Consider the following 18,957-nt stretch of genomic DNA (forward strand, 5'->3'; position numbering starts at 1 on the left):
GCCGTACGGCAACCGGTCAGGCCTCCAAGGCGGCCAGGTCCGCGCGGAGGACCACGCGTGCTGCCCGGGTCGCGTCTCCGTGGATCTGCCTGGCGGCCTGGTACTCATCTGACGCGATCGTGCGGCCCGACGCGAGCGCCTCGCGGATGTCGCGCAGCGAGTGATAGGAGCCGTCTATCGACCGGCCGGGGCCCTCGGCACCCGCACCGATGAACCCGGCCCCTGGTCGAACGGGCCGACGGCGGACCGGAGGCCGCTGTCGGCCGATGTGATCGGCCAGCGGCCCGCCGTGCGCCGCCGTCACTCCCCCGCCGCCGCCTCCTTGCGGCGCAGCACGATCAGTGTCGTCCCGCCGATCAGGACCAGGCCGATGGCGACGCCCGCGATCAGGGGGGTGATGCCGGAGCCACCCGTCTCGGCGAGGTTGGTGTCGGGGGCCGTGCCGCCCACGGTCGCCGGGCTCGGTCCGCTGAGGGTCTGGGTGGTGGTGCCGGTGTCGCTGCCGCGGGTCCGGCAGTCCAGCACCCCGGTGAAGCGCTTCGCGAGGCCGCCCGGGCCGTGAATCGTGAAGTCGTAGGCCTGGTCCTCCTGGACCGGGACCGTCACCGTCCGGGACTCGCCCGCGGCGATGGTGTGCTCCAGGCCGGCCAGTTCGAAGGTGAACGGCTCGTCGCCCTTGTTGGAGGCGATGATGTCGACGCCGCCCTCGGCGCAGTTCTTCGCCGCCGACAGCGCCGGAACCGGACCCTGCTTCGCCCAGGTCGCCCCGGCCGTCGCGGACACCGTCGACTCGCTGGAACCGGCCATGATCTGCGTCTGGCTGCGGCTCTCGGACGCGAAGGCCCGGCCGACCGGCACGGTGGTCGAGGCCTGCACGTTCAGCTCCGCCGTACCGGCTGCCGCGTCCGCGGGGACGTCGAAGAACACCTGCCCGCCGTCGGGCGTGGAGGTGACGGCCTTGCCCAGCTTGTCGACGACCCGCACGCCGCTCGTCGCGGCGTCCGCGGGCGGGGTGACCGTCGCGCTGCCGGCAGTGGTGCGCACGGTCACCGGTCCGATCCTCTCCCCCGGCCGCCCGGAGACCGCGGAGGGCTCCAGGGTGAGCGAGGCACGGGGCTCGGGCAGGTTGCGGGCGTGCTTCTCCAGGTAGTCGGCGAGCTGCTCGGCCTGCGGGTCGAGGGCGTCGACGGCGATGTCGTCCGAGTAGCGCCAGATCGCCACCTGCGTGCCGGCCGCGGCGTCCTGCTCTGTCAGCGCTCCGCGCACGCCCGCCGTGCGCGCGAGCGTCGCGAGATCGTTGACCTGCGGGTAGGAGTTCTGCAGGATCCAACGGATCTTGCCGGCATCCTTGTTGGCGCCCAGGGACGTGCCGCTCCAGGACGTCTCGTGGTATCTCGCGTCCCGCTGCGTGGGGTTGTGGAGGTCGACGCAGTAGGTCTGGAGCATGCCGCCGCCGTCGACGGACATCTCGAACAGGCCCGCCGAGATCTCCTGGTCGCCGGTGCCGGCGTGTATGACGGCCGCGCCGTACGTCTTGAGGCCGCCTATCGTCGCGGCCGCTCCGCCCTGGCTCTGCGTCGTCTCGTCGGCGGCGGCCGGGCCGGCAGAGGCCAGCCCGCCCGTGGCGACGAGCCCGGTCAGCACGGTCGCGGTGGCGAGGCGGGCCGCCGCTCGCCTGCGTACGAACAGCTCAGAGAACGAAGCAAACACCAAATTCCCCTTCGAGCAGGACCGTTGACGTGGGGGGACGGTCCCACCAGCAGAATCAGAGGACTCACCGGACACAAGAGTCCCGAGAGCCATGTCCGGCATCCTAGGGACGCCGGGGAGCCCGCCCGCCGGTCGGACGGTCGGACGAGTGATCCGAATCGGAATCGTTATCGCCAAGATCCCTGGTGAGCAGGGCGTGTCGACAAATCCACCCCTGGTCGTTCGGTACACACTCGTCGATATGCCGCAGTTCGGGCAGGCAGGCCGGTGAGTGACGTCACGTCAGCACCGCTGCCTCCGGCGGGTGTTGGGCGCGAGCGTCCCCTGGCTCGGCGGAACCATCCGGCGGGGTCTCCCAGTTGGGTTCGGGCTGCGTCGGCGAGGGCGTCGGCTCCGCCTTGCCCGCGCGCCTGAAGGCGGAGGTGCCCCAGGCCAGGTCGTGGCCGATCGCTACCGCGTCGATGTCCGCCGACGTCCAGCTCTGCCCCTCGCGCACGTCGGTACGCACCTTCAGCCTGCCCTGCACGATCACGGGTTCGCCGACCGTGAGCGACGCCGCCGTGTTCGTGGCCAGCTGGCGGTTGGCCCACACCGTGAAGAAGTTGGTGTGCCCGTCCGTCCATGTGTTCTTCTCGCGGTCCCAGTAGCGCGCGGTCACCGCCATCCTGAACCTCGCCGACGGCCCGGACGCCACCTCCCGGTACACCGGCTGCGTCGCCACCCTGCCGACCGCGCAGACCATCGTCTCGTTCATCGCGAACCCTCCCTCGCCCGGAGCACGGCACCCGCGCCGGGCCGACACGCGTACGGGCCCGTCCCGTACGGCTGTGTCTGCCAGACTGCCGCCGCCGGGCCGGGCCCGCTGAGAGCTGTGGATCACCGAACGCCTGTGGACAAGGCCGTCACCCGCAGGGGTGATGCCCCGGGGGCCTCATGGCTTCAGCGCCCCGCGTCACCGTCGGGACGTCAGGCGCGCCGAGCGTCACCGCCGTGACGCCAGGCGGCCCGCGTCACCGTCATATGGTCAGCGCCCCGCGCCACCGTCATAACGGCACGCGCGCCGAGCGTCACCGCCGTGACGCCAGGCGCCCCGCGTCACCGTCAAAGCCTCAGGCGCCCCGCCCGGCCAGGGCGCCCGTCAGCGCCCCGTCCCCACCACCCTCCCGTACTGCTCCCGGACCTCCCGGTACCGCAGCAGCTCCGCCGCCACCGGGTCCAGGACCCGGGCCCTGCCGCATCCGGCCGCCGCCTCCCGCAACCGGCGTTCCGCCTCCAGGCCGTAGCGCCGGGCCGGGCCGCGGGCGGCCATCCGGCAGCTCCACTCGATGAGCGGGCCGCCGACGATGCCGATCACCATCAGCAGCACCGGCACCCCCAGGTTCGGCGCCAGGACCCCGATGATCTGCCCCAGCAGCCACAGCCCGCCCAGGAACTGCAGGATCGTCATGGACGCCTGGATGAGGACGGCCACCGGCCACCACCCCGGGCGCGGCGGCCGCCCCGTCGGCACGCCCGCACGCGCGGTCAGCGCGTCCAGCGCCTCCGGCAGCCCCTGCGAGCCACGCACGGCGGCCTCGCGCACCGCCTGCGCCCAGGGCGCCGGCAGCCCGGCCGACGCCCGGTCGGCCACGGTCCGCACCGCCTGCTCGACCCGCTGACGGGCCGTCGCCTCCTCATCGGACTGCGTACGTCCGGGGAGCCGGCCCGTGGTGGGCTCGCCGCGGTCCTGGTACCAGCGCCACAGCCGCAGCCAGGGCGTACCGCAGGCGCGGTTGGCGTTGCGCAGCCACGCGCGCTCGGCCGCCTCACCCGCCGCCGTGGCGCCCACCGCGTCGGCGAGCCGGTCGGAGAACTCCTCGCGGGCCTGTTCGCTGAGACCGGTCCGGCGCTGCGTGGCGTAGACGGGCCAGAGCCGGGCCGCGGCGATGTCCACATCGGCCGAGATACGACGGTTCGGCGCCCCGCGTTCCGATACGAACTGGCCGAGCGCCTCGCGCAGTTCGCCGACGCCGTCCCCGGTGAGCGCGGACAGCGCGAGCACGGTCGTACCCGGTTCGCCGTACTCGCCGAGGGCGATGCCGTCCTCGTCGAGGAGCCGCCGTAGATCGTCGAGGACCTGCTCGGCGGCCTCGCCGGGCAGCCGGTCGATCTGGTTGAGGACGACGAACATGACCTCGGCGTGCGCCGCCATCGGCCGCAGGTAGCGCTCGTGGAGGACGGCGTCGGCGTACTTCTCCGGGTCGACGACCCAGATGACGGCGTCGACGAGCGCCAGGATGCGGTCCACATGCCGGCGGTGCTGTACGGCCGCGGAGTCGTGGTCGGGCAGGTCGACGAGGACGAGTCCGCGCAGCGGCGATTCGCCGTCCCCGGTCGGCAGCGGCCGACGGCGCAGCCGGGGCGGGATGCCGAGCCGTTCGATGAGGCTGGCGGCCCCGTCGCTCCAACTGCACGCGATCGGCGCGGCGGTGGTGGGGCGGCGTACGCCCGTCTCCGAAATGGTCACCCCGGCGAGCGCGTTGAACAGCTGTGACTTGCCGCTGCCGGTGGCGCCCGCGATGGCGACGACGGTGTGCTGCCCGGAGAGCCTGCGCCGCGCCGACGCCTCGTCGAGCACCCGGCCGGCCTCCGACAGCGTCCGGCTGTCGAGCCGGGTGCGGGAGAGCCCGACGAGCTCGCGCAGGGCCTCGAGCCGGGAGCGCAGCGAGCCGTCGTACACCAGGGGGGTCACCGTCTGCGGGGCGGCGGAGCGGTGGTCCGACACGGGGAACCGGTCTCCTTCGGCTGTCTCGTTGACCCGGCGTGCGATGAGTCCGTCGTCCCAGGCCGTCTCGGGCGGATCGGTACGCGGGGTGCGCTCGCTGTCCGAGCCGCCGCGGGAGGAACTGCCGACGGTCCCCGTCCCCGTTCCCGCCCCCGTCCCCGTTCCCGCTCCCGTCCCGGTCCCCGCGTTGCGGGCGTCCGGCTCGCGGGTGTCCGCCGCGGGAGTTTTTGTGGTGCGTGCGAAGGCCCGACGGCCTCTACGGGCGTCTGACTTACGGGCGTCCGGCTGACGGGCGTCCGGCTGATGGGCGCTTGTTTTGCGGGTGTCGTCGTCCGGCTGATCGGTGTGCTCGGTGGGGTCCTGGTCAGTGACGGCGGTCACCGGTCACCTCTCCTTCTGCAGTACGGACAGCGCGGCGATGAGTTCGGCCTGGGGTTCGGGGTGGACGTCGAGCGCGTCGAGCGGGGCGAGCCGGCGCTCGCGCTCGGCGTGCAGGACGCGGTCCACGTGCTCGGTGAGCAGCCGCCCGGCCCGGTCGCGCAGCCGCAGGGCGCCATGGGCGCCGATCCGCTCGGCGAGCCCCTCTCCGGCCATCCGCCCCCGCCGGCCGCCCAGCAGGGAGGTGGCGACCAGGGCGGCGACCACTTCGGGGTCGGGTGCGAGGTTGCGGTCGAGTTCGCGGACCTCCTCCTCGGCGTGCTCCTCGAGCTCCCGCCGCCAGCGCCGTACGGCGAGTCCGATGCGGTGCTCGGCGCTGTCCGCGCCGGTCTCGCGTGCGGCGAGTTCCGGGGCGGCGGACGCCGGTTCGCGCCGCCAGGCGTCGTCGACGCGCTCGTCGGCGGCGGTGACGGCGCACAGCAGCAGCGCGCTGAGGCTCTCCACAAGCGCGTCGAGGAGTTCGGCGGCGGTGCAGTCCAGGGGGAAGGCGCGCCACCGCTTGAGCGCGTCGCCGGCGAGGACCGCCCCGCTCTGCAACCGGCCCCGCACGCGCGCGTGCTCGCTGTCGTACGCCCCTTCGACGGCGGAGGTGAGCCGTAGAGCGGCGGCGTACTGCGCGGCGGCGGCACCGGCCAGCTCGGGCATGCGGGACTTGAGGGAGTCGAGGACGCCGTACGCCGTACGGGCGAGGACGTGCTGCCGGGCCGCGGGGTCCTGGGCCTGGTGGATCAGCCAGGTGCGCAGCTGGGCGACGGCGGAGGCCGGCAGGAGGCCGCCGCCCCAGGCGGACTCGGGCAGTTCGGGCACCGTGAAGCGCGGTACCTCGCCGAGCCCGGCCTTGGTGAGCAGGGCGCCGTACTGCCGTGACACCTCGTTGACGACCTGGTGGGGTACGCGGTCGAGGACCGTCACGAGGGTGACGTCGTACTCCTTGGCGGTGCGCAGCATGTGCCAGGGAACGGCGTCGGCGTAGCGGGCGGCGGTGGTGACCATGACCCAGATGTCGGCCGCGCAGATGAGTTCGGCGGCCAGGACGCGGTTGTCGGCGACCAGGGAGTCGATGTCGGGCGCGTCTAGGAGGGCGAGGCCGGGCGGGATGGTCTCGGCGGTCTCGACGCGCAGCACGCGCGCGGGGTTCTCGCCGGGGAGCAGCAGGTCGTCGGTGGATTCCTGCTGGGGCACCCACACCCGGGTGAGATCGGGCAGCACCCTCATCCCGCTGAACCAGTGGTGGTCCTCCGGATGGCAGACCAGCACGGGGGTGCGTGTCGTCGGCCGCAGCACGCCCGCCTCGCTGACCCGCCGTCCCACGAGGGAGTTCACGAGCGTCGATTTGCCGGCTCCGGTCGACCCGCCCACGACGACCAGAAGCGGCGCTTCGGGCTCCCGCAAGCGGGGCACCAAGTAGTCGTCGAGCTGCGCGAGGAGTTCGTCGCGGTTGGCACGCGCGCGTGGGGCCCCCGCCAGGGGCAGCGGGAAGCGTGCGGCGGCGACACGGTCGCGCAGGGCGGAGAGTGCGTCGAGCAGCTGAGGCCGTACGTCCAAGGTCACCACATGTGAAGAATGCCCAATTTTAGGGGAATTCTGAAGCATATGAGCATGTCTGCGCGCCGACAGAACACAAGGGACGGAAGGGACTACTGGGACACAGGCACACTCCAGGCATAACGAGTGCACAACACCCGATGCCTGGGACGCCAAAAGCGGTGCACGATTCGTACCTGCCTGCGATTATCAGGACCGCTTCACTGAACCTCCACATCGAGCCACGGAGGCGAAGCAACAGGGACATGGACGCGGGAGCCCTATCCTTGTCCCCGGCGACGTCACGGATCGGCCCACACCCGGGCACCAGGACAGAGGCCACCACACCCGGCCCCCGTAGCTCAGTGGATAGAGCAGGCGCCTTCTAAGCGCTTGGCCGCAGGTTCGAGTCCTGCCGGGGGCGCAAGTCTCCGCCCTCCCTTTGGGGAGGGCTTTTTGCTGGTCAGAGCCGTTTTCGTTGGTGCGACGAAGCCCCGGGCGCCCTCTTGGTGATCAAGGGCGGGCTCCGGGGCTGTCCGGCTGGTACCGGGTTTTTGCGGGTGGCCGTGTCGAATACGTGTCGAAGTTTCTGCGGGCCGCGAGGTCAGTCGGCGGACGGCCGCTCGGGGGGATCTCCGGCAGCTTCGAGCCGCCTCTTCAGGTCGGGCAGCTGGCCCTCAACGCAGCGGGCGTAGGTCGCCAGGAGCACGGCAACACTGTTTCCGGCCCACTCGGCCACCTGGGCGGGTGGGATCCCGTCGTTCAGCCACTTCGTCAGGCGCGTGTTCCGGTTGTCGTAGACGCGCCGTCCGGTGGGTGACTCGAAGACGTGCGGGGGCAGTACGGCCTTGCGGGCGTTGCGCCCCACTGTCTGGAGCCGGAAGGTCAGCAACGACGAGGCCGTCATCCTCGCCGGCCTAGGCGAGGTCCTCGCGATGGCCGCCGAGGTCCGCTGGGCAGTGGACCTCACCGGCACCGCCCCCGCCTTGTTGTTGGCCCTGCTCGCCGACCACGGCCAACGAGTCATCTATGTGCCGGGCCGAACGGTCAACCGCATGGCTGGCGCCTACAGGGGCGAGGCCAAGACAGATGCCCGCGACGCCTATGTCATCGCCGAAACAGCCCGTCTGCGGCAGGACTTCGCCCCCGTGAAGATCCCCACGGACCAGGTTGCTGACCTGGCTCTGCTCACGACCCACCGTTCCGACTTGATCGCCGACCGGGTCCGCCTGCTCAACCGTCTCCACGACGTGCTCACCGGCATCAGTCCCGCCCTGGAAGCGGCCTTCGACTACGCCGACCACAAGGGCGCCCTGGTCCTGCTCACCGGCTACCAGACCCCCGCAGCCCTGCGCCGCTGCGGCCAGGCCCGCCTGACGCGCTGGCTCGCCGCACGAGGCGTGCGCCACCCCGAAACGGTTGGCGCCACCGCCCTCGCCGCCGCGCATGCCCAGCACATCCAACTGCCCGGCCAAAACACGGCCGCGGGCATCACCGCAGACCTCGCCGCGCAAGTGCTGGCCCTGGACAAACGGCTCAAGCAGCTCGACCGGCAGATCAGCGACGTCTTCCACACCCACCCGCAGGCCGCCGTCACCGAGTCGATGCCCGGGATCGGTCCCATCCTCGGCGCCGAGTTCCTTGTCGCCGCGGGTGATCTGGCTTCCTACCCCGACGCCGGTCACCTCGCCTCCGCCGCCGGCCTGGTCCCCGTCGCCAAAGACTCCGGACGCCGCACCGGCAACCTCCGCCGGCCACAGCGCTACAGCCGCCGCCTGCGCAGAGTGTTCTACCTCTCCGCGCAGACCAGCATCATCCGCGACGGCCCCAACCGGACCTACTACCTCAAGAAGCGAGCCCAGGGACACAAGCACATCCCCGCCGTCATCGCCCTCGCCCGCCGCCGCACCGACGTCCTCTGGGCCCTGCTACGCGACGACCGCCCCTTCACCACCAGCCCACCAGCAAGGACACACACCGCTACAGCCGCTTGACTCGGTCATTAAGACTCCACCGACCTTGTGCCAGACCCCGCCCCACATGGAAGCTTCGACCATGCTTCGCTCTCGTCGCTGGTACGCACTCCGTTCACTGGGCTTCGGAGCACTCGCCGTCATCAGCACCCTTATCGGTGTATCCGCGAGGGATGCGGGAGTCGTCTGGCTTGAGAAGTTGATGGCCATTCTTATTGGCATAGGGCTCGCTTGGTGCCTGATCTTCCTCATGCGAGCCGTGCTACCGAACAGGTTGCGCCGTTGGGCTTTCAGACCGGTACCGGCCGAGCTGCAACGACATCGACCTGACAGCCCGAGGCCGCTTCGGCGCTCCCTAGACTGATCGAGACGCACCGACCGCTCAGGATGCGCGCGAGAGCGCCGATCAGGCCGCATTGGGCGAGGGCGGCGCTGGAGAGCCGCTGACGCGGGAGAAGGCCACACGTGCCCCTCGCATGCCCGATCGAGCGGCGACCGACCGGGAGCCCCGGGGAACCTCAGTGAGCACCCCGAGAACGCACAGCTCAGCGTCTCACCAGCTCAGCCCCGATCCGCATACGCGATCTTCCAAACTGGTGCTCCAGGATCCGAGTGCGGCGCTTGACCGGGTCATTAAAACTCCAGGCCAAAGCCGCTACGCCGACCTCAGCACATGCCATCTGGACAAGTCCGCGGGCACCCAGGCCCTCCATATCAGCGGTCCGGGAAGCTGGCCACGCCGCGTAGGACAATCCCGATCAAGAAGAGGACTGCCCCCACTGCGAGCAACTTCAGCGAGACATCGCCTGACAACGCGAAGAGGAAGAACACGCAGAAGCAGAAGAAGCCGCACCCCGAAAAGATGTGGCCGAGCCCGTGGGCCACGGGACGCAGGACCCGGCCTCGCTCCCATGGGTGGATCCAGCCGGTGGTGAGTCCCGCCACGCCCAACCCCAGCATGCCCAGAGCGAAGGCCATCATCGCCAACAGGACCACGTAGATCATCGCACCTCCCAGCGAAGATCGTGGCACGCGAACGTCCCCTCTGGTGACCTCACCTCACGACCCGTCCGACCAGCCCACCAGACCTCAGCAACCGCCCCGCCCGTAGTTCGCACCGAAGGGCACACCGCGACACCCCCGCCCGGGCCGTCTCTGGGCCGTGCGGGGGTGCTCAACGGCGACGTTTACGACTTCATGATGGCAGGATCAATGCAGGCATCGATCCCTTCGGTGCTGCGGGTGAAGTGGGATGGGCATGACGAGCCGGTGCCTCTGCGGGTGCCGCCTCGCGTCGGCTGATCTAAGAAGCGACAGGGCAGATCTGACATCACCAGCTGATATCAACGGCGGCGAACGGTGGTGCACCGAAGCAGTCGCATCTGGATCGCCAGGTGACCATCACGCCTCGTTTCGGCACGCCGCTCCCCGGAGTGATCGAACTCCTAGAGCGGGTGTCGCACCTACCTGCGATGCCGGATGTACCAACCCGCCACCAGCACGATGAGAATGGCAACGACGAAGGCCCACACGGTCGTTGCGCCGTGGTACGAGCGGTAGGCGATTAAGGCAAGCATGTCCAGGCGGATACCCCGGGCGTGCGGCTTCAGCCGATCCGTGTCGCCCGCTCCTCTGTCGAATGCAGAGGGGATGTGCCGGTGATCTCGCCAGGCGCCTTCTAAGCGCTTGGCCGCAGGTTCGAGTCCTGCCGGGGGCGCAAGTCTCCGCCCTCCCATTCGGGAGGGCTTTTTGCTGGTCAGGGCACATGCCGACCGACGCGACGAAGCCCCGGATGCCCCCTTGATGATCAAGGGCGGGCTCCGGGGCTGTCCGGCTGGTACCGGGTTTTTGCGGGTGGCCGTGTCGAAGTTCTCGGCCGACGGATCAGCCGGCGCCCGGCACCTCCAGGCCGTCGCTTGCACGGTGAGAGCCCGTCCACCCTCCTGTAAGCGTGCACGGTGGGCTGGCAGCATCTGCGCCATGGACCAAGCTTTGAAGACCTTGGAGCACGAGTTCCGTTCCGAGCCCGGGAGCTTCCTGCTGGGGCTACGAGGCGATTTGGTCTGGGATCGAGACGCCTTCTCCCGGCTGGAGAAAGCCATGCGCACTGTCTGTGAACGCTGGCAGGAAGCCGAGGAGCTTCCCCGCTGGCTGGCCGAGGGCTACTACCACGTGGCCACGGACGTTCCCTCGTGGACGGCGCACCCCAACTTCCCTCGCCCGGAACCGGCGGACTACTACACCGCCTGCATCGAGCGGCTGACGGATCTGGCGGACTGGTTCTTCCGAGGGTGGCACGCCTATATGGAGCCGCACACCTGGTCGGATCTTTAACGGCGGCCCCGCCCGGCGGCGCGCTGCGTGCGAGCGGGCGAAGGGCGGAGATGTCGTCCGCGGGCACAAGTTGGTGCCTCCGGCGGGTGGATCGGCCGGCACCGGGATGGAGGGGCACCGTCGCCGACTGGGGCCCGTGGGGGCGCGCGTGGGGTGCCCGCATCCCGTCCACACTCGACCCAGGCAGAGCCGAGCGGACGCGGCCCCTGGCGGCCAGGTCGTTCGTACAGTGGCGCGCTCCACCTGGCCGCCAGGAACCACGCCCGCTCCACATGCGTATGGGTCGACGGCGGACGGGATGGGAGCTGGGAAAGGCGCGGTAAGGGTGGCGCGGTTAGGCCCCCTTGCTTGATGAGCACGACTCTCTGGATCATGCTTGCGAGCGCGAAGACATAGGGGGCATGGACATGAAGTCACAGCGAGCACAGTTGTTTCTGTGGTGCGCGGGGGCCATGGTGCTCTTACTGGCGTTGCTGATCACGCCATGGGCTCTTGAGCAGGTAGCGCCGACGCAGCAGGACTGGAACCGACTGAGTGACATCAGTCAGACGTACGGAGCCCTGTCGGTTCCCATTTCGGCCATTGCTCTTTCGGGCGTAGCAGCATCGCTCATCTACCAGGTTCGGCAGACGAACATCGCCAACCAGGAAGCACAGCGTTCGTCACATCGGCAAATGCTCATGTACGCCTTGGAGCACCCGGAGTTCCTCGTGTGCTGGGAGCCTGTGAGTGGCATGTCAACAGTCGAGATGCGTCGACTGATCTACACCAACATGATCGTCAGTAACTGGCACTCGGATTACCTACTACGCAGGTGGAACGATCGAGAGGCGCGTGCGCGGTTCAGCGTGCACTTTCAGGGAGCAGTGGCTCGCACGCACTGGGAGAAGACAGCCTCAAACTGGCGGACGGTCGCTGAGGCTTCGGGTGACACTCGGAGAGTTCGCTTCGTTGACATAGCAGATGAGAGCTACGCGGCAGCCGCAGCAACTGGACCTGGCGTGCCGCCCGAAGCGTACTTCGCTGATCCCTCGCGAGGATCATGACTGCGGCAATGGCCCAACACCGCAGTCAGCAGCGGTCGCCGCGTTCAGCGGAGACCGGGCAGCCAGACGGGCCCAGCGCCCGGGTGGGCAGAACGCAGGTGAACGGCACTGCGCACCGTCCTACGAGGCGCCAACAGAGGGCAGCGGTGCCAGGCGTGGGTCTCTCGCTCTCATGTGATGCGGCGGAGCCAGTCCTCCACGCGTTCGCCCACCTCGCCGACCGTGGTGACGTCGCCGTGACCCGGGCACACCACCGTCTCGGGGGGCAGGGTGACGAGGCGCTCGCGGATCGACTGGATCATCGCCTGGAAGTCGGAATCCTCCGGTCCGATGGTTCCAGGGCCGCGCGAGAACAGCGTGTCCCCGGTGAAGACGCGGTGCAGCGCCGGATCGTACAGGCTTACGGATCCCGGCGTATGTCCCGGGGTATGACGTACCGTCAGGGCGGTTCCGGCGACGTCGATCACCCGGCCGTCGACGAGTTCCTCGTCGGGGACACGGCTGGGAAAGCTGCGGCGCCACAGCTCCAGGTCGTCCGGGTGCAGCATGATCGGAGCGCCGGTGCGGTCCGACAGAGCCACGGCCGCGTCGACGTGTCCGCTGTGTGCGTGGGTGCACGCGATCGCCACCACGCGGCGGTCGCCGAGCGCCGTGGCGATGACGTCCGGCTCGTGTGCGGCGTCGACCACCACCGCCTGCTCGTCGTCACCGATGATCCACACGTTGTTCTCCATCGGCGTGGCGTCGGCGTCCGGCTCGGCCACGACACCGGTCGTCACCACGCACTCGACCCGCGCGGTCACGACATCACCGCCGGGAGCGCTCGGCTGCGGGCAGTCACTCGCGCTCTGGGGTCCTTCGCCTGCCGTTCCATGGAACAGCCCCTTTCCGGATGAGGCCCTCTACTCCAGTGGACCCCGCCGGGCATGCGGCAGCAACCGGCAGGTCTTCCCCTACCGGGGTGTATACGCTGACCTGCAGGAACTCATGGCCCGTCCGCGACACGGCGGGATCGATGCCGGCCCTGCCCAGTGGCCGAGGCGACAGGTATGGGTTTGACTGAATCTGTCGGTGATCACGCTGGCGGACGGCCTGACGACGACTGGGGCAGGGTCGCATGGAGTACGACACATTCCTGGCGAAGACAGCCGAGCGGGCGGGCGTCTCCCCCGACGCTGCGGAGACCCTCACACGCGCCACCTTTGAGGTTCTCGCCGACCGGATCAGCGGAGGAGAGGCCCAGGACCTCGCGGAGCCGCTGCCGGAGCCGCTGAAGAGCTGGCTGCGCACGGACGAGGAGATCGCGAAGGGCTACGGGGCCCACTCGTTCGTCCGGCGTGTGGCGGACCGCGCGGAAGTGCCCCGCGAGCTCGCGGAGGCCGGGATCCGCGCAGTCCTGGCCACCCTGAGGGAAGCGGTCGGCGACCAGGAGTTCCGCGACGCGACCGCCCAACTGCCCGGGGAGTACGACATCCTGCTGTCCACACCCGCGGGCCCGGCCGGCGCCGGGTAACGGCCTTTTCGTCAGCCGCGCCGTTGCCGCGATCGGTTGTCTCAGCGGCTTCCGACGCCGGCTCGCCTCGGACGGACCGGAGTCGGCCTTGCGGGCCGTGGCCGCCCAGTGAGGCCCGCCGCCGCCAGCAGACCTGACCGGCTGCGTGTCTGATTGATTGGTTCGCGACGACGAAGCGGTCGGTGGCGACAGACGCCCCAGATGCCCGCCCAGGGCTGACCAACCCCTAGTGCTGGAACTCGACGACAACCGCATACGCGATCTTCCAAGCCAGGTGAGTCAGTGGTGCCGCCTAGAGTGCGTGATGTCGGCACAAGATCGAGCACCCGGGGGTGGGGCGTGGAGGAGCGCGAGCAGTTCACACTGCTGCGGATCAGCGGCAAGCACGGCGGCAGTGTCGTGGTCCAGTTGGACGACTCGTACGCCCCGGGCATCCCGGATGTGCGGGGACAGCTTCTGGTCCACAACGACTTCGTGTCCGGCGTTCACGACACCTACGTGGAGCCAAGGGACCTGGCCGGCTGGGCGCACGTATTGGACGAGGTTGCCGCGGGGCGCAACGCCGTGTGGCGCGAGGCTGCGCGAGTCGCCGAAATAGGCATCCGTCTGGACTGGCGAGAGAACGACCACGATCGAATCACGGTCACCATCGCCGACCAGCAAACCACCCGGCTGGCCATCTCCCTTGAGATGGATCGCGGCTGGATCGAGGAGCAGCGTGCCTTGCTCGAAAGACTCCGTGCCGTCTGGGCGCACCTGCTCCCGGCAGACTGAGAAACTTCAGACAGCGCTACCGTCGTCCGCAGGCGGTCGGTCGCGCCTTTCCGACATCCACGAGTGACGTCAACGGCACCGGACGCCGGCACTCTCAGGCGGTCTGGCACGCGGTCTGGCATGGCCAGTGTGCCCTATTGCCCCGCGAAGAAGCCGGTCTTCAGATCCCCGATGACGGCGTTGAGCGGATGCCCGCTCACGATGAACGGTCCGCCCCATGGCGCGCTGAGTGCGAAGAGCAGCGCCAGGCTCAGCCCGACCACACTCGCGACGCCGACGATGAGCAGCGACGTTCGCAGGCTGCTGCGGAAGACCAGGGCGCCGGAGTTCACGATCAGGGCCAGTCCGCTGACCACCAGCGTGACGACGTACAGCGACGGAACGTCACGCGAGGCGGCGGCGACGCGGGCGCGACGACTGCTGGTGACGCCGTCCAGGGAAGACAGCAGCTCCGTCCCTGCCGCACTGCCCACCTCGGGCCGGGCCGCCTCGGCGCGCACACTGCGCTCCATCCGTGCGATCGCGCCGGCGGTGGCCGAGTCGTCACCGGACTCCGCCGCTTGGCCCACCCACTCCCTGGCACGCGTGGTCTGCAGGTAGTCCAGAAGTGCCGCATGGATCGGCTCCGACTGGACGCGCGGACTTGTCGCCGCCCAGGCCAGGCGGGAGGCCGCGGCCGCCTCGTCGCTCACCAACCCCTCGGCTGCACGCAGGTAGCCGGCCTCGCTGGCCAGTGAGAGTGCCGCGAAGATCGCGAAGGCAGCACCGAGTGTGGGCATCAGAGGGGTGGCGATCTGCGGCACACGATCCCGTTCCCCCAGGGGTACGAGCATCCGGACGCCGATGCGCGCCGCGGCCGCGACCAGCAGGGCAAGGAGAAGCCCGCCCACAACCAGCACCACCGCCGGCAGCGAGGTCAACCAGTTCATCAGATCACCTACAGCGTGTTTCCACCTGCGCCCCGCGGCGGCGACGCTCGGCACCCGCGACCAGGAACATTCGTCGATCACTTTCCATGAACGCCCCATGATCACAGGTCGGAGTCCTTTGACGCTCTCGACGCCCGGCACGGCATCTCATTTCGTTGGCCTCGGTGCCGGAACGCGGCCGTACAGATTGGTCGGGTGCCGGGGAGAGCCTTCCCGCGCCGCCACCGAGGCGCGATCATGGCCCGGGGAACCGGTCCACAGGCCGTGAAAGGGGCACGACGTGCGGCTGCGATGCGCTGTACTGGACGACTTCCAGCAGGTGGCGACCGAGGCCGCCGACTGGGCGGTGGTCGCGGACGACGTGGAGGTCGTGTTCTTCGGCCGGCACATCGAGGACGAGGACGACCTGGCCGCGGCCCTGGCCGGTTTCGACGTCGTGGTGACCCTGCGCGAACGCGTGCCGTTCCCCGGGTCGTTGATCGCCCGGCTGCCCCGGCTGAAACTGATCGTCGCCTCCGGCATGCGCAACTCCGTGATCGACTACGGGGCGGCCGAGGCGCACGGCGTCACCGTGTGCGGCACGGCCAGTTCCTCCACCCCGCCGGTCGAACTGACCTGGGCCCTGCTGCTCGGCCTCGCGCGCGGCATCGTCGAGGAGAGCGACGCGATGCGCTCGGGCGGCCCCTGGCAGAGCACCGTCGGCGCCGATCTGCACGGCCGGCGTCTCGGACTGCTCGGCCTGGGGAAGATCGGCAGCCGTGTCGCGCGGGTCGGGCTCGCCTTCGGCATGCGCGTGAGCGCCTGGAGTCAGAACCTCACCCGGGAGCGCGCCGACGAGGTGGGCGTGGAACTCGCCGGTTCCAAGGAGGAGCTGCTCGCGGACAGTGATTTCGTGTCCGTGCACCTCGCCCTCGGCGACCGTACCCGCGGCCTGCTCGGCCGGGCCGAACTCGCCCTCCTCAAGCCCACCGCCTACCTGATCAACACCTCACGGGCGGCGATCGTCGTCCAGGACGCCCTCCTGGACGCCCTGCACGCGGGCCGTATCGCCGGCGCCGGCGTGGACGTCTTCGACGTCGAGCCCCTCCCCGCGGACCACCCGATGCGAACGGCACCCCGCCTCCTCGCCACCCCGCACCTCGGGTACGTCTCCCGCGCCAACTACGCGACGTACTACGGGCAGGCCGTCGAGGACATCCGCGCGTTCCTCGACGGCACGCCTGTGCGACGGCTCCCTGACGCACCCTGACGCACCCTCACGCACCCGGCCCCCGTCCGGCGGTCCCAATGGCGGGACGCGCCTGTCCAGGACGGGTGATCCGGCCATGATCGCCGTGACCACCCGTGGACGGGCGCGTTGAACGGGAAGCACGGCGGCGCCACCTGCCGTCGGCTCACCGAGTCAGAAGGAGAACGTGATGTCTCGCATCGCGAAGGCAGCCGGTGTCGCGCTCGGCACGGGTGCCGTGGTCCTCAGCGGGGCCGGCCTGGCCATGGCCGACGCGGGCGCCCAGGGCAAGGCCGTCGGGTCGCCGGGCGTCCTCTCGGGCAACGTCGTCCAGCTCCCGGTCCACGTCCCGGTCAACGTGTGCGGCAACACCGTCAACGTCATCGGCCTGCTCAACCCGGCGTTCGGCAACGAATGCGAGAACAAGAGCGAGCCCAAGGGCCACCCGGGTGGCTACGGGTACGGCTACTGATCGCACGCACCATCCCGTGCACACACGGAGAGCCCCGGCACCTCGAGCGCCGGGGCTCTCCTCGTGAACCGGGGTCGTGAACCCGGATCGTGAACCCGGATCGTGTACCGGGGCCGTGAACCCCGATCGTGTACCGGGGCCGTGAACCCCGATCGTGTACCGGGGTAGTGAACCCGGATCGCAACCCGGATCGTGTCCGTGGAGCTTCACGCGTACCGGTAGATCCGTCCGTGGTCCTCCAGCTGATCCGGCGTCACGTCCCACGGCGGCAGCTTCTCGTGCCGCGCCACGACCCGCCGGTACTGCGCACTGCCCGGAGCGGGCGGCTTCGCCGGCAGATAGCGGTGCTCCCGATGCCGCCTCTGCCAGCGGGACCACACCAGGTCGACGAAGGCGTGGTGCAGCCAGAACACCGGGTCGTTGACAGAGGCGCCGCCGACCATGGCCCCGCCGACCCAGCGGTGCACCCGGTTGTGGTTCTGCCAGGAGGCGCTGCCCCGCCCGCTCCCCCACCCCTCCAGCTTGTTGCGGAAGCCCTTGCCCGCCGTCGAGTCCCAGGGGGAGGCGTCGTAGAGCGGGTCCTTCAGGGCCCGTTCCAGATCGGCCTTGGTCGGCAGCTGGATCGGGTCGCGGGCGCGGCCCAGGTCCCGGGTGAGGAACTCCTCGTCGGTCACGCCCTCCTTGATCTTCCAGTTGCCCTCCGCGTAGGCGAACGGCCCGGTCATCACCCGGCGGTCGGAACGCCGCCCCGTGCCGCCGAGGAGGTCCGCGGTCCAGGGCGTGGACGTGGTCGTGCGGTCGCGCGTCCAGTCCCAGTACGGCACCGACACCGACGCGTCGACCCGGCGCAGCGCCTTCTCCAGGTCCAGCAGGAACTGCCGGTGCCAGGGCAGGAAGGACGGCGCCATGTGGGCCGTGCGCAGGCCCTGCTCGCCGTCGGAGGTGTAGTACTCGATGTGGGTGCGGACGAACTCGTCGTACTCGCCGCGCCGTTTCACCTCCAGCATCGCGTTCACGAACCGGCGCTTCTCGGTGCGGGTGAGGGTGCTGACGTCCTTACGCGTGTACGCCATGGGCTCCCCCGTCCAGGTGTCCCGGGGTGTGAGCGGGCAGGTCGCGCAGGCGCTGCCCGGGGCCCAGTTCGTCGACGGCGGCGCGGGTCGCCGCCAGCGGGGTGGGATAGGAGCGGTAGTGGTCGACCATGCTCAGCCAGCTGCCGTCGGCGCGGCGCATCAGGTGCAGCGGCCGGCCGTCCACGGTGACGTGCCAGTCGTCGTCACCGCCCTCCTGCTCCGGGGAGGGGATCGGCACGCCGCGGATGAGGCGACCCCGGTAGGTCTCCTCGAACATGCCGTCGCCGGCCCGCACGTCCGTGTTCTTGCCGTCGGACTCCTCGGGCCAGGCGGCCAGGGCGACGGGGACGAGCGCGGCGCCGGCCGCCGCGGCCATCAGCCCGCGCAGCACACCCCGCCGGGTGCCTCTGGCAACCCCGTCTCCCGCCGCTCCCACCGGTACTCCACCGACGCCTACGACCATGTCCTGCTCCTCGTTCCGCTCGGGCTGTCACAGCGGTAACAGCCCGAAGGCCCCCGCGGTCACCACCACGGGGGCCACACGAGAACACCCGGTGCGGTCCGGCGTCCTACAGGCCGGGGCCGATGCCCAGGTCCGCGGTCGGAACCGTCTGCACCAGCGGGGTCAGCACGCCCACCTGCGGGAGCTTGGCCTCGGGCAGGCCGAAGCCGTCGGCGTTGGGCGAGGTGAGCGGGGCGTCGACGGAGACGCCCGGGGCCAGCGTCCGCAGGTCGGAGGCGGGGGCGTCGACGCCGATGTGGTCGAAGCCGGTGCCGAGGATGTGCGGCAGGGGTGCGCGCAGGTCGGCGCCGGGCAGGCCGCCGTGGACGGGCAGCTGCGGAACGGCGCGCTCGGGGATGAGCCGGCCCTCGACATAGCGGGGTCCCTCGGGCGAGCCCGGCACCGGCACGGGGAGCTGCCCGGTGGCCTCGGGCAGTTCCACGTTGAGCGCCTTCTCGGCGCCGCCCAGCGGCAGGGGGACGGGGACCGTGCCGACCGCGGCGGCGGGGGTCGCGGCGGCGGCGCCGGCCGCGGCCGCCACACACGTCATCACTGCGGCGAGGGTTCCTCGGGTGGTCGACTTCATCTGGAGTACGGTCCCTTTCGCGTGTCGGGGGCTCAGCGTGCGTACCGAGTAACGAGCCGGGGAACCGCACCAGCGCACAATTCCCCCGACT

18 protein-coding genes and 1 tRNA gene are annotated in these 18,957 nt (G+C 70.4%); 8 read left to right on the top strand and 11 right to left on the bottom strand.

Annotation, left to right across the window (positions count from 1 at the left end):
• Window positions 1–300: 300 nt before the first annotated feature.
• The 4 genes from IGS69_RS11710 to IGS69_RS11725 all read right to left on the bottom strand — a co-directional run bounded on the left by IGS69_RS11710 (window position 301) and on the right by IGS69_RS11725 (window position 6,466).
• On the bottom strand, window positions 301–1,710 hold the full coding sequence (locus IGS69_RS11710) for a Cys-Gln thioester bond-forming surface protein (protein WP_190898881.1): 1,410 nt from the start codon (window positions 1,708–1,710) through the stop codon (window positions 301–303).
• A 277-nt stretch (window positions 1,711–1,987) separates the two neighbouring features.
• The gene (locus IGS69_RS11715; protein ID WP_190898885.1) at window positions 1,988–2,464 is read right to left on the bottom strand and encodes a single-stranded DNA-binding protein; all 477 of its coding nucleotides are present in this window, start codon (window positions 2,462–2,464) and stop codon (window positions 1,988–1,990) included.
• Window positions 2,465–2,848: 384 nt separating this feature from the next.
• Window positions 2,849–4,855, bottom strand: a complete 2,007-nt coding sequence (locus IGS69_RS11720) for a YfjP family GTPase (protein ID WP_190898895.1) — start codon at window positions 4,853–4,855, stop codon at window positions 2,849–2,851.
• Window positions 4,856–4,858: 3 nt separating this feature from the next.
• Window positions 4,859–6,466 (bottom strand): dynamin family protein, encoded by a 1,608-nt coding sequence (locus tag IGS69_RS11725; protein WP_190898904.1) that lies wholly within the window; start codon window positions 6,464–6,466, stop codon window positions 4,859–4,861.
• Window positions 6,467–6,787: 321 nt separating this feature from the next.
• Between IGS69_RS11725 and IGS69_RS11730 the strand changes: the two genes are divergently transcribed.
• Window positions 6,788–6,860, top strand: a tRNA-Arg gene (locus IGS69_RS11730).
• Window positions 6,861–7,040: 180 nt separating this feature from the next.
• Here the strand turns inward: IGS69_RS11730 and IGS69_RS11735 are convergent.
• Complete coding sequence (locus IGS69_RS11735) at window positions 7,041–7,343, bottom strand: hypothetical protein (protein ID WP_232543826.1); 303 nt, start codon at window positions 7,341–7,343, stop codon at window positions 7,041–7,043.
• Between IGS69_RS11735 and IGS69_RS11740 the strand changes: the two genes are divergently transcribed.
• Window positions 7,249–8,430, top strand: coding sequence for an IS110 family RNA-guided transposase (locus tag IGS69_RS11740; RefSeq protein ID WP_232543488.1), 1,182 nt, complete (start codon window positions 7,249–7,251; stop codon window positions 8,428–8,430). The genes IGS69_RS11735 and IGS69_RS11740 overlap by 95 nt on opposite strands.
• 693 nt (window positions 8,431–9,123) lie before the next feature.
• Here the strand turns inward: IGS69_RS11740 and IGS69_RS11745 are convergent.
• Complete coding sequence (locus tag IGS69_RS11745; protein WP_190898908.1) at window positions 9,124–9,414, bottom strand: hypothetical protein; 291 nt, start codon at window positions 9,412–9,414, stop codon at window positions 9,124–9,126.
• A gap of 1,095 nt (window positions 9,415–10,509) precedes the next feature.
• On the opposite strand from IGS69_RS11745, the gene IGS69_RS11750 reads away from it, so the two are divergent.
• Together IGS69_RS11750 and IGS69_RS11755 are read left to right on the top strand one after the other, a co-directional pair.
• Window positions 10,510–10,743: a hypothetical protein gene (locus IGS69_RS11750; RefSeq protein ID WP_198427720.1), complete on the top strand. Its 234-nt coding sequence runs from the start codon at window positions 10,510–10,512 to the stop codon at window positions 10,741–10,743.
• Between the two features lie 401 nt (window positions 10,744–11,144).
• On the top strand, window positions 11,145–11,789 hold the full coding sequence (locus tag IGS69_RS11755; RefSeq protein ID WP_190898911.1) for a DUF6082 family protein: 645 nt from the start codon (window positions 11,145–11,147) through the stop codon (window positions 11,787–11,789).
• A 170-nt stretch (window positions 11,790–11,959) separates the two neighbouring features.
• Here IGS69_RS11755 and IGS69_RS11760 read toward each other — a convergent pair whose 3' ends face one another.
• On the bottom strand, window positions 11,960–12,592 hold the full coding sequence (locus tag IGS69_RS11760; protein ID WP_190898913.1) for an MBL fold metallo-hydrolase: 633 nt from the start codon (window positions 12,590–12,592) through the stop codon (window positions 11,960–11,962).
• Between the two features lie 314 nt (window positions 12,593–12,906).
• Between IGS69_RS11760 and IGS69_RS11765 the strand changes: the two genes are divergently transcribed.
• Both IGS69_RS11765 and IGS69_RS11770 read left to right on the top strand, forming a co-directional pair.
• Window positions 12,907–13,302, top strand: coding sequence for a DUF2267 domain-containing protein (locus tag IGS69_RS11765; RefSeq protein WP_190898915.1), 396 nt, complete (start codon window positions 12,907–12,909; stop codon window positions 13,300–13,302).
• 339 nt (window positions 13,303–13,641) lie between these two features.
• Window positions 13,642–14,076 carry a DUF5959 family protein gene (locus IGS69_RS11770; protein WP_190898917.1) on the top strand — a complete coding sequence of 145 codons (435 nt, stop codon included), beginning with the start codon at window positions 13,642–13,644 and terminating at the stop codon, window positions 14,074–14,076.
• 134 nt (window positions 14,077–14,210) lie between these two features.
• On the opposite strand, the gene IGS69_RS11775 is transcribed toward IGS69_RS11770, so the two are convergent.
• A complete protein-coding gene (locus tag IGS69_RS11775) occupies window positions 14,211–15,005 on the bottom strand; it encodes a bestrophin-like domain (protein ID WP_232543489.1) in 795 nt (264 codons plus the stop codon).
• A gap of 280 nt (window positions 15,006–15,285) precedes the next feature.
• Here IGS69_RS11775 and IGS69_RS11780 point away from each other — a divergent pair, with 280 nt between their 5' ends.
• Window positions 15,286–16,254 (top strand): D-2-hydroxyacid dehydrogenase family protein, encoded by a 969-nt coding sequence (locus IGS69_RS11780; RefSeq protein WP_190898921.1) that lies wholly within the window; start codon window positions 15,286–15,288, stop codon window positions 16,252–16,254.
• A gap of 169 nt (window positions 16,255–16,423) precedes the next feature.
• Window positions 16,424–16,705, top strand: a complete 282-nt coding sequence (locus IGS69_RS11785; protein WP_190898923.1) for a chaplin — start codon at window positions 16,424–16,426, stop codon at window positions 16,703–16,705.
• 206 nt (window positions 16,706–16,911) lie between these two features.
• On the opposite strand, the gene IGS69_RS11790 is transcribed toward IGS69_RS11785, so the two are convergent.
• The 3 genes from IGS69_RS11790 to IGS69_RS11800 form a co-directional block, all read right to left on the bottom strand.
• Window positions 16,912–17,778, bottom strand: coding sequence for a tyrosinase family protein (locus tag IGS69_RS11790; RefSeq protein WP_190898925.1), 867 nt, complete (start codon window positions 17,776–17,778; stop codon window positions 16,912–16,914).
• A complete protein-coding gene (locus tag IGS69_RS11795; protein WP_190898927.1) occupies window positions 17,762–18,241 on the bottom strand; it encodes a tyrosinase family oxidase copper chaperone in 480 nt (159 codons plus the stop codon). Before IGS69_RS11795 ends, IGS69_RS11790 begins: the two co-directional genes overlap by 17 nt.
• Window positions 18,242–18,347: 106 nt before the next feature.
• The gene (locus tag IGS69_RS11800) at window positions 18,348–18,866 is read right to left on the bottom strand and encodes a hypothetical protein (RefSeq protein WP_190898929.1); all 519 of its coding nucleotides are present in this window, start codon (window positions 18,864–18,866) and stop codon (window positions 18,348–18,350) included.
• Window positions 18,867–18,957 lie beyond the last annotated feature (91 nt).

The sequence above is a fragment of the Streptomyces tuirus genome (genome assembly GCF_014701095.1).
Classification (GTDB): Bacteria; Actinomycetota; Actinomycetes; order Streptomycetales; family Streptomycetaceae; genus Streptomyces; species Streptomyces tuirus.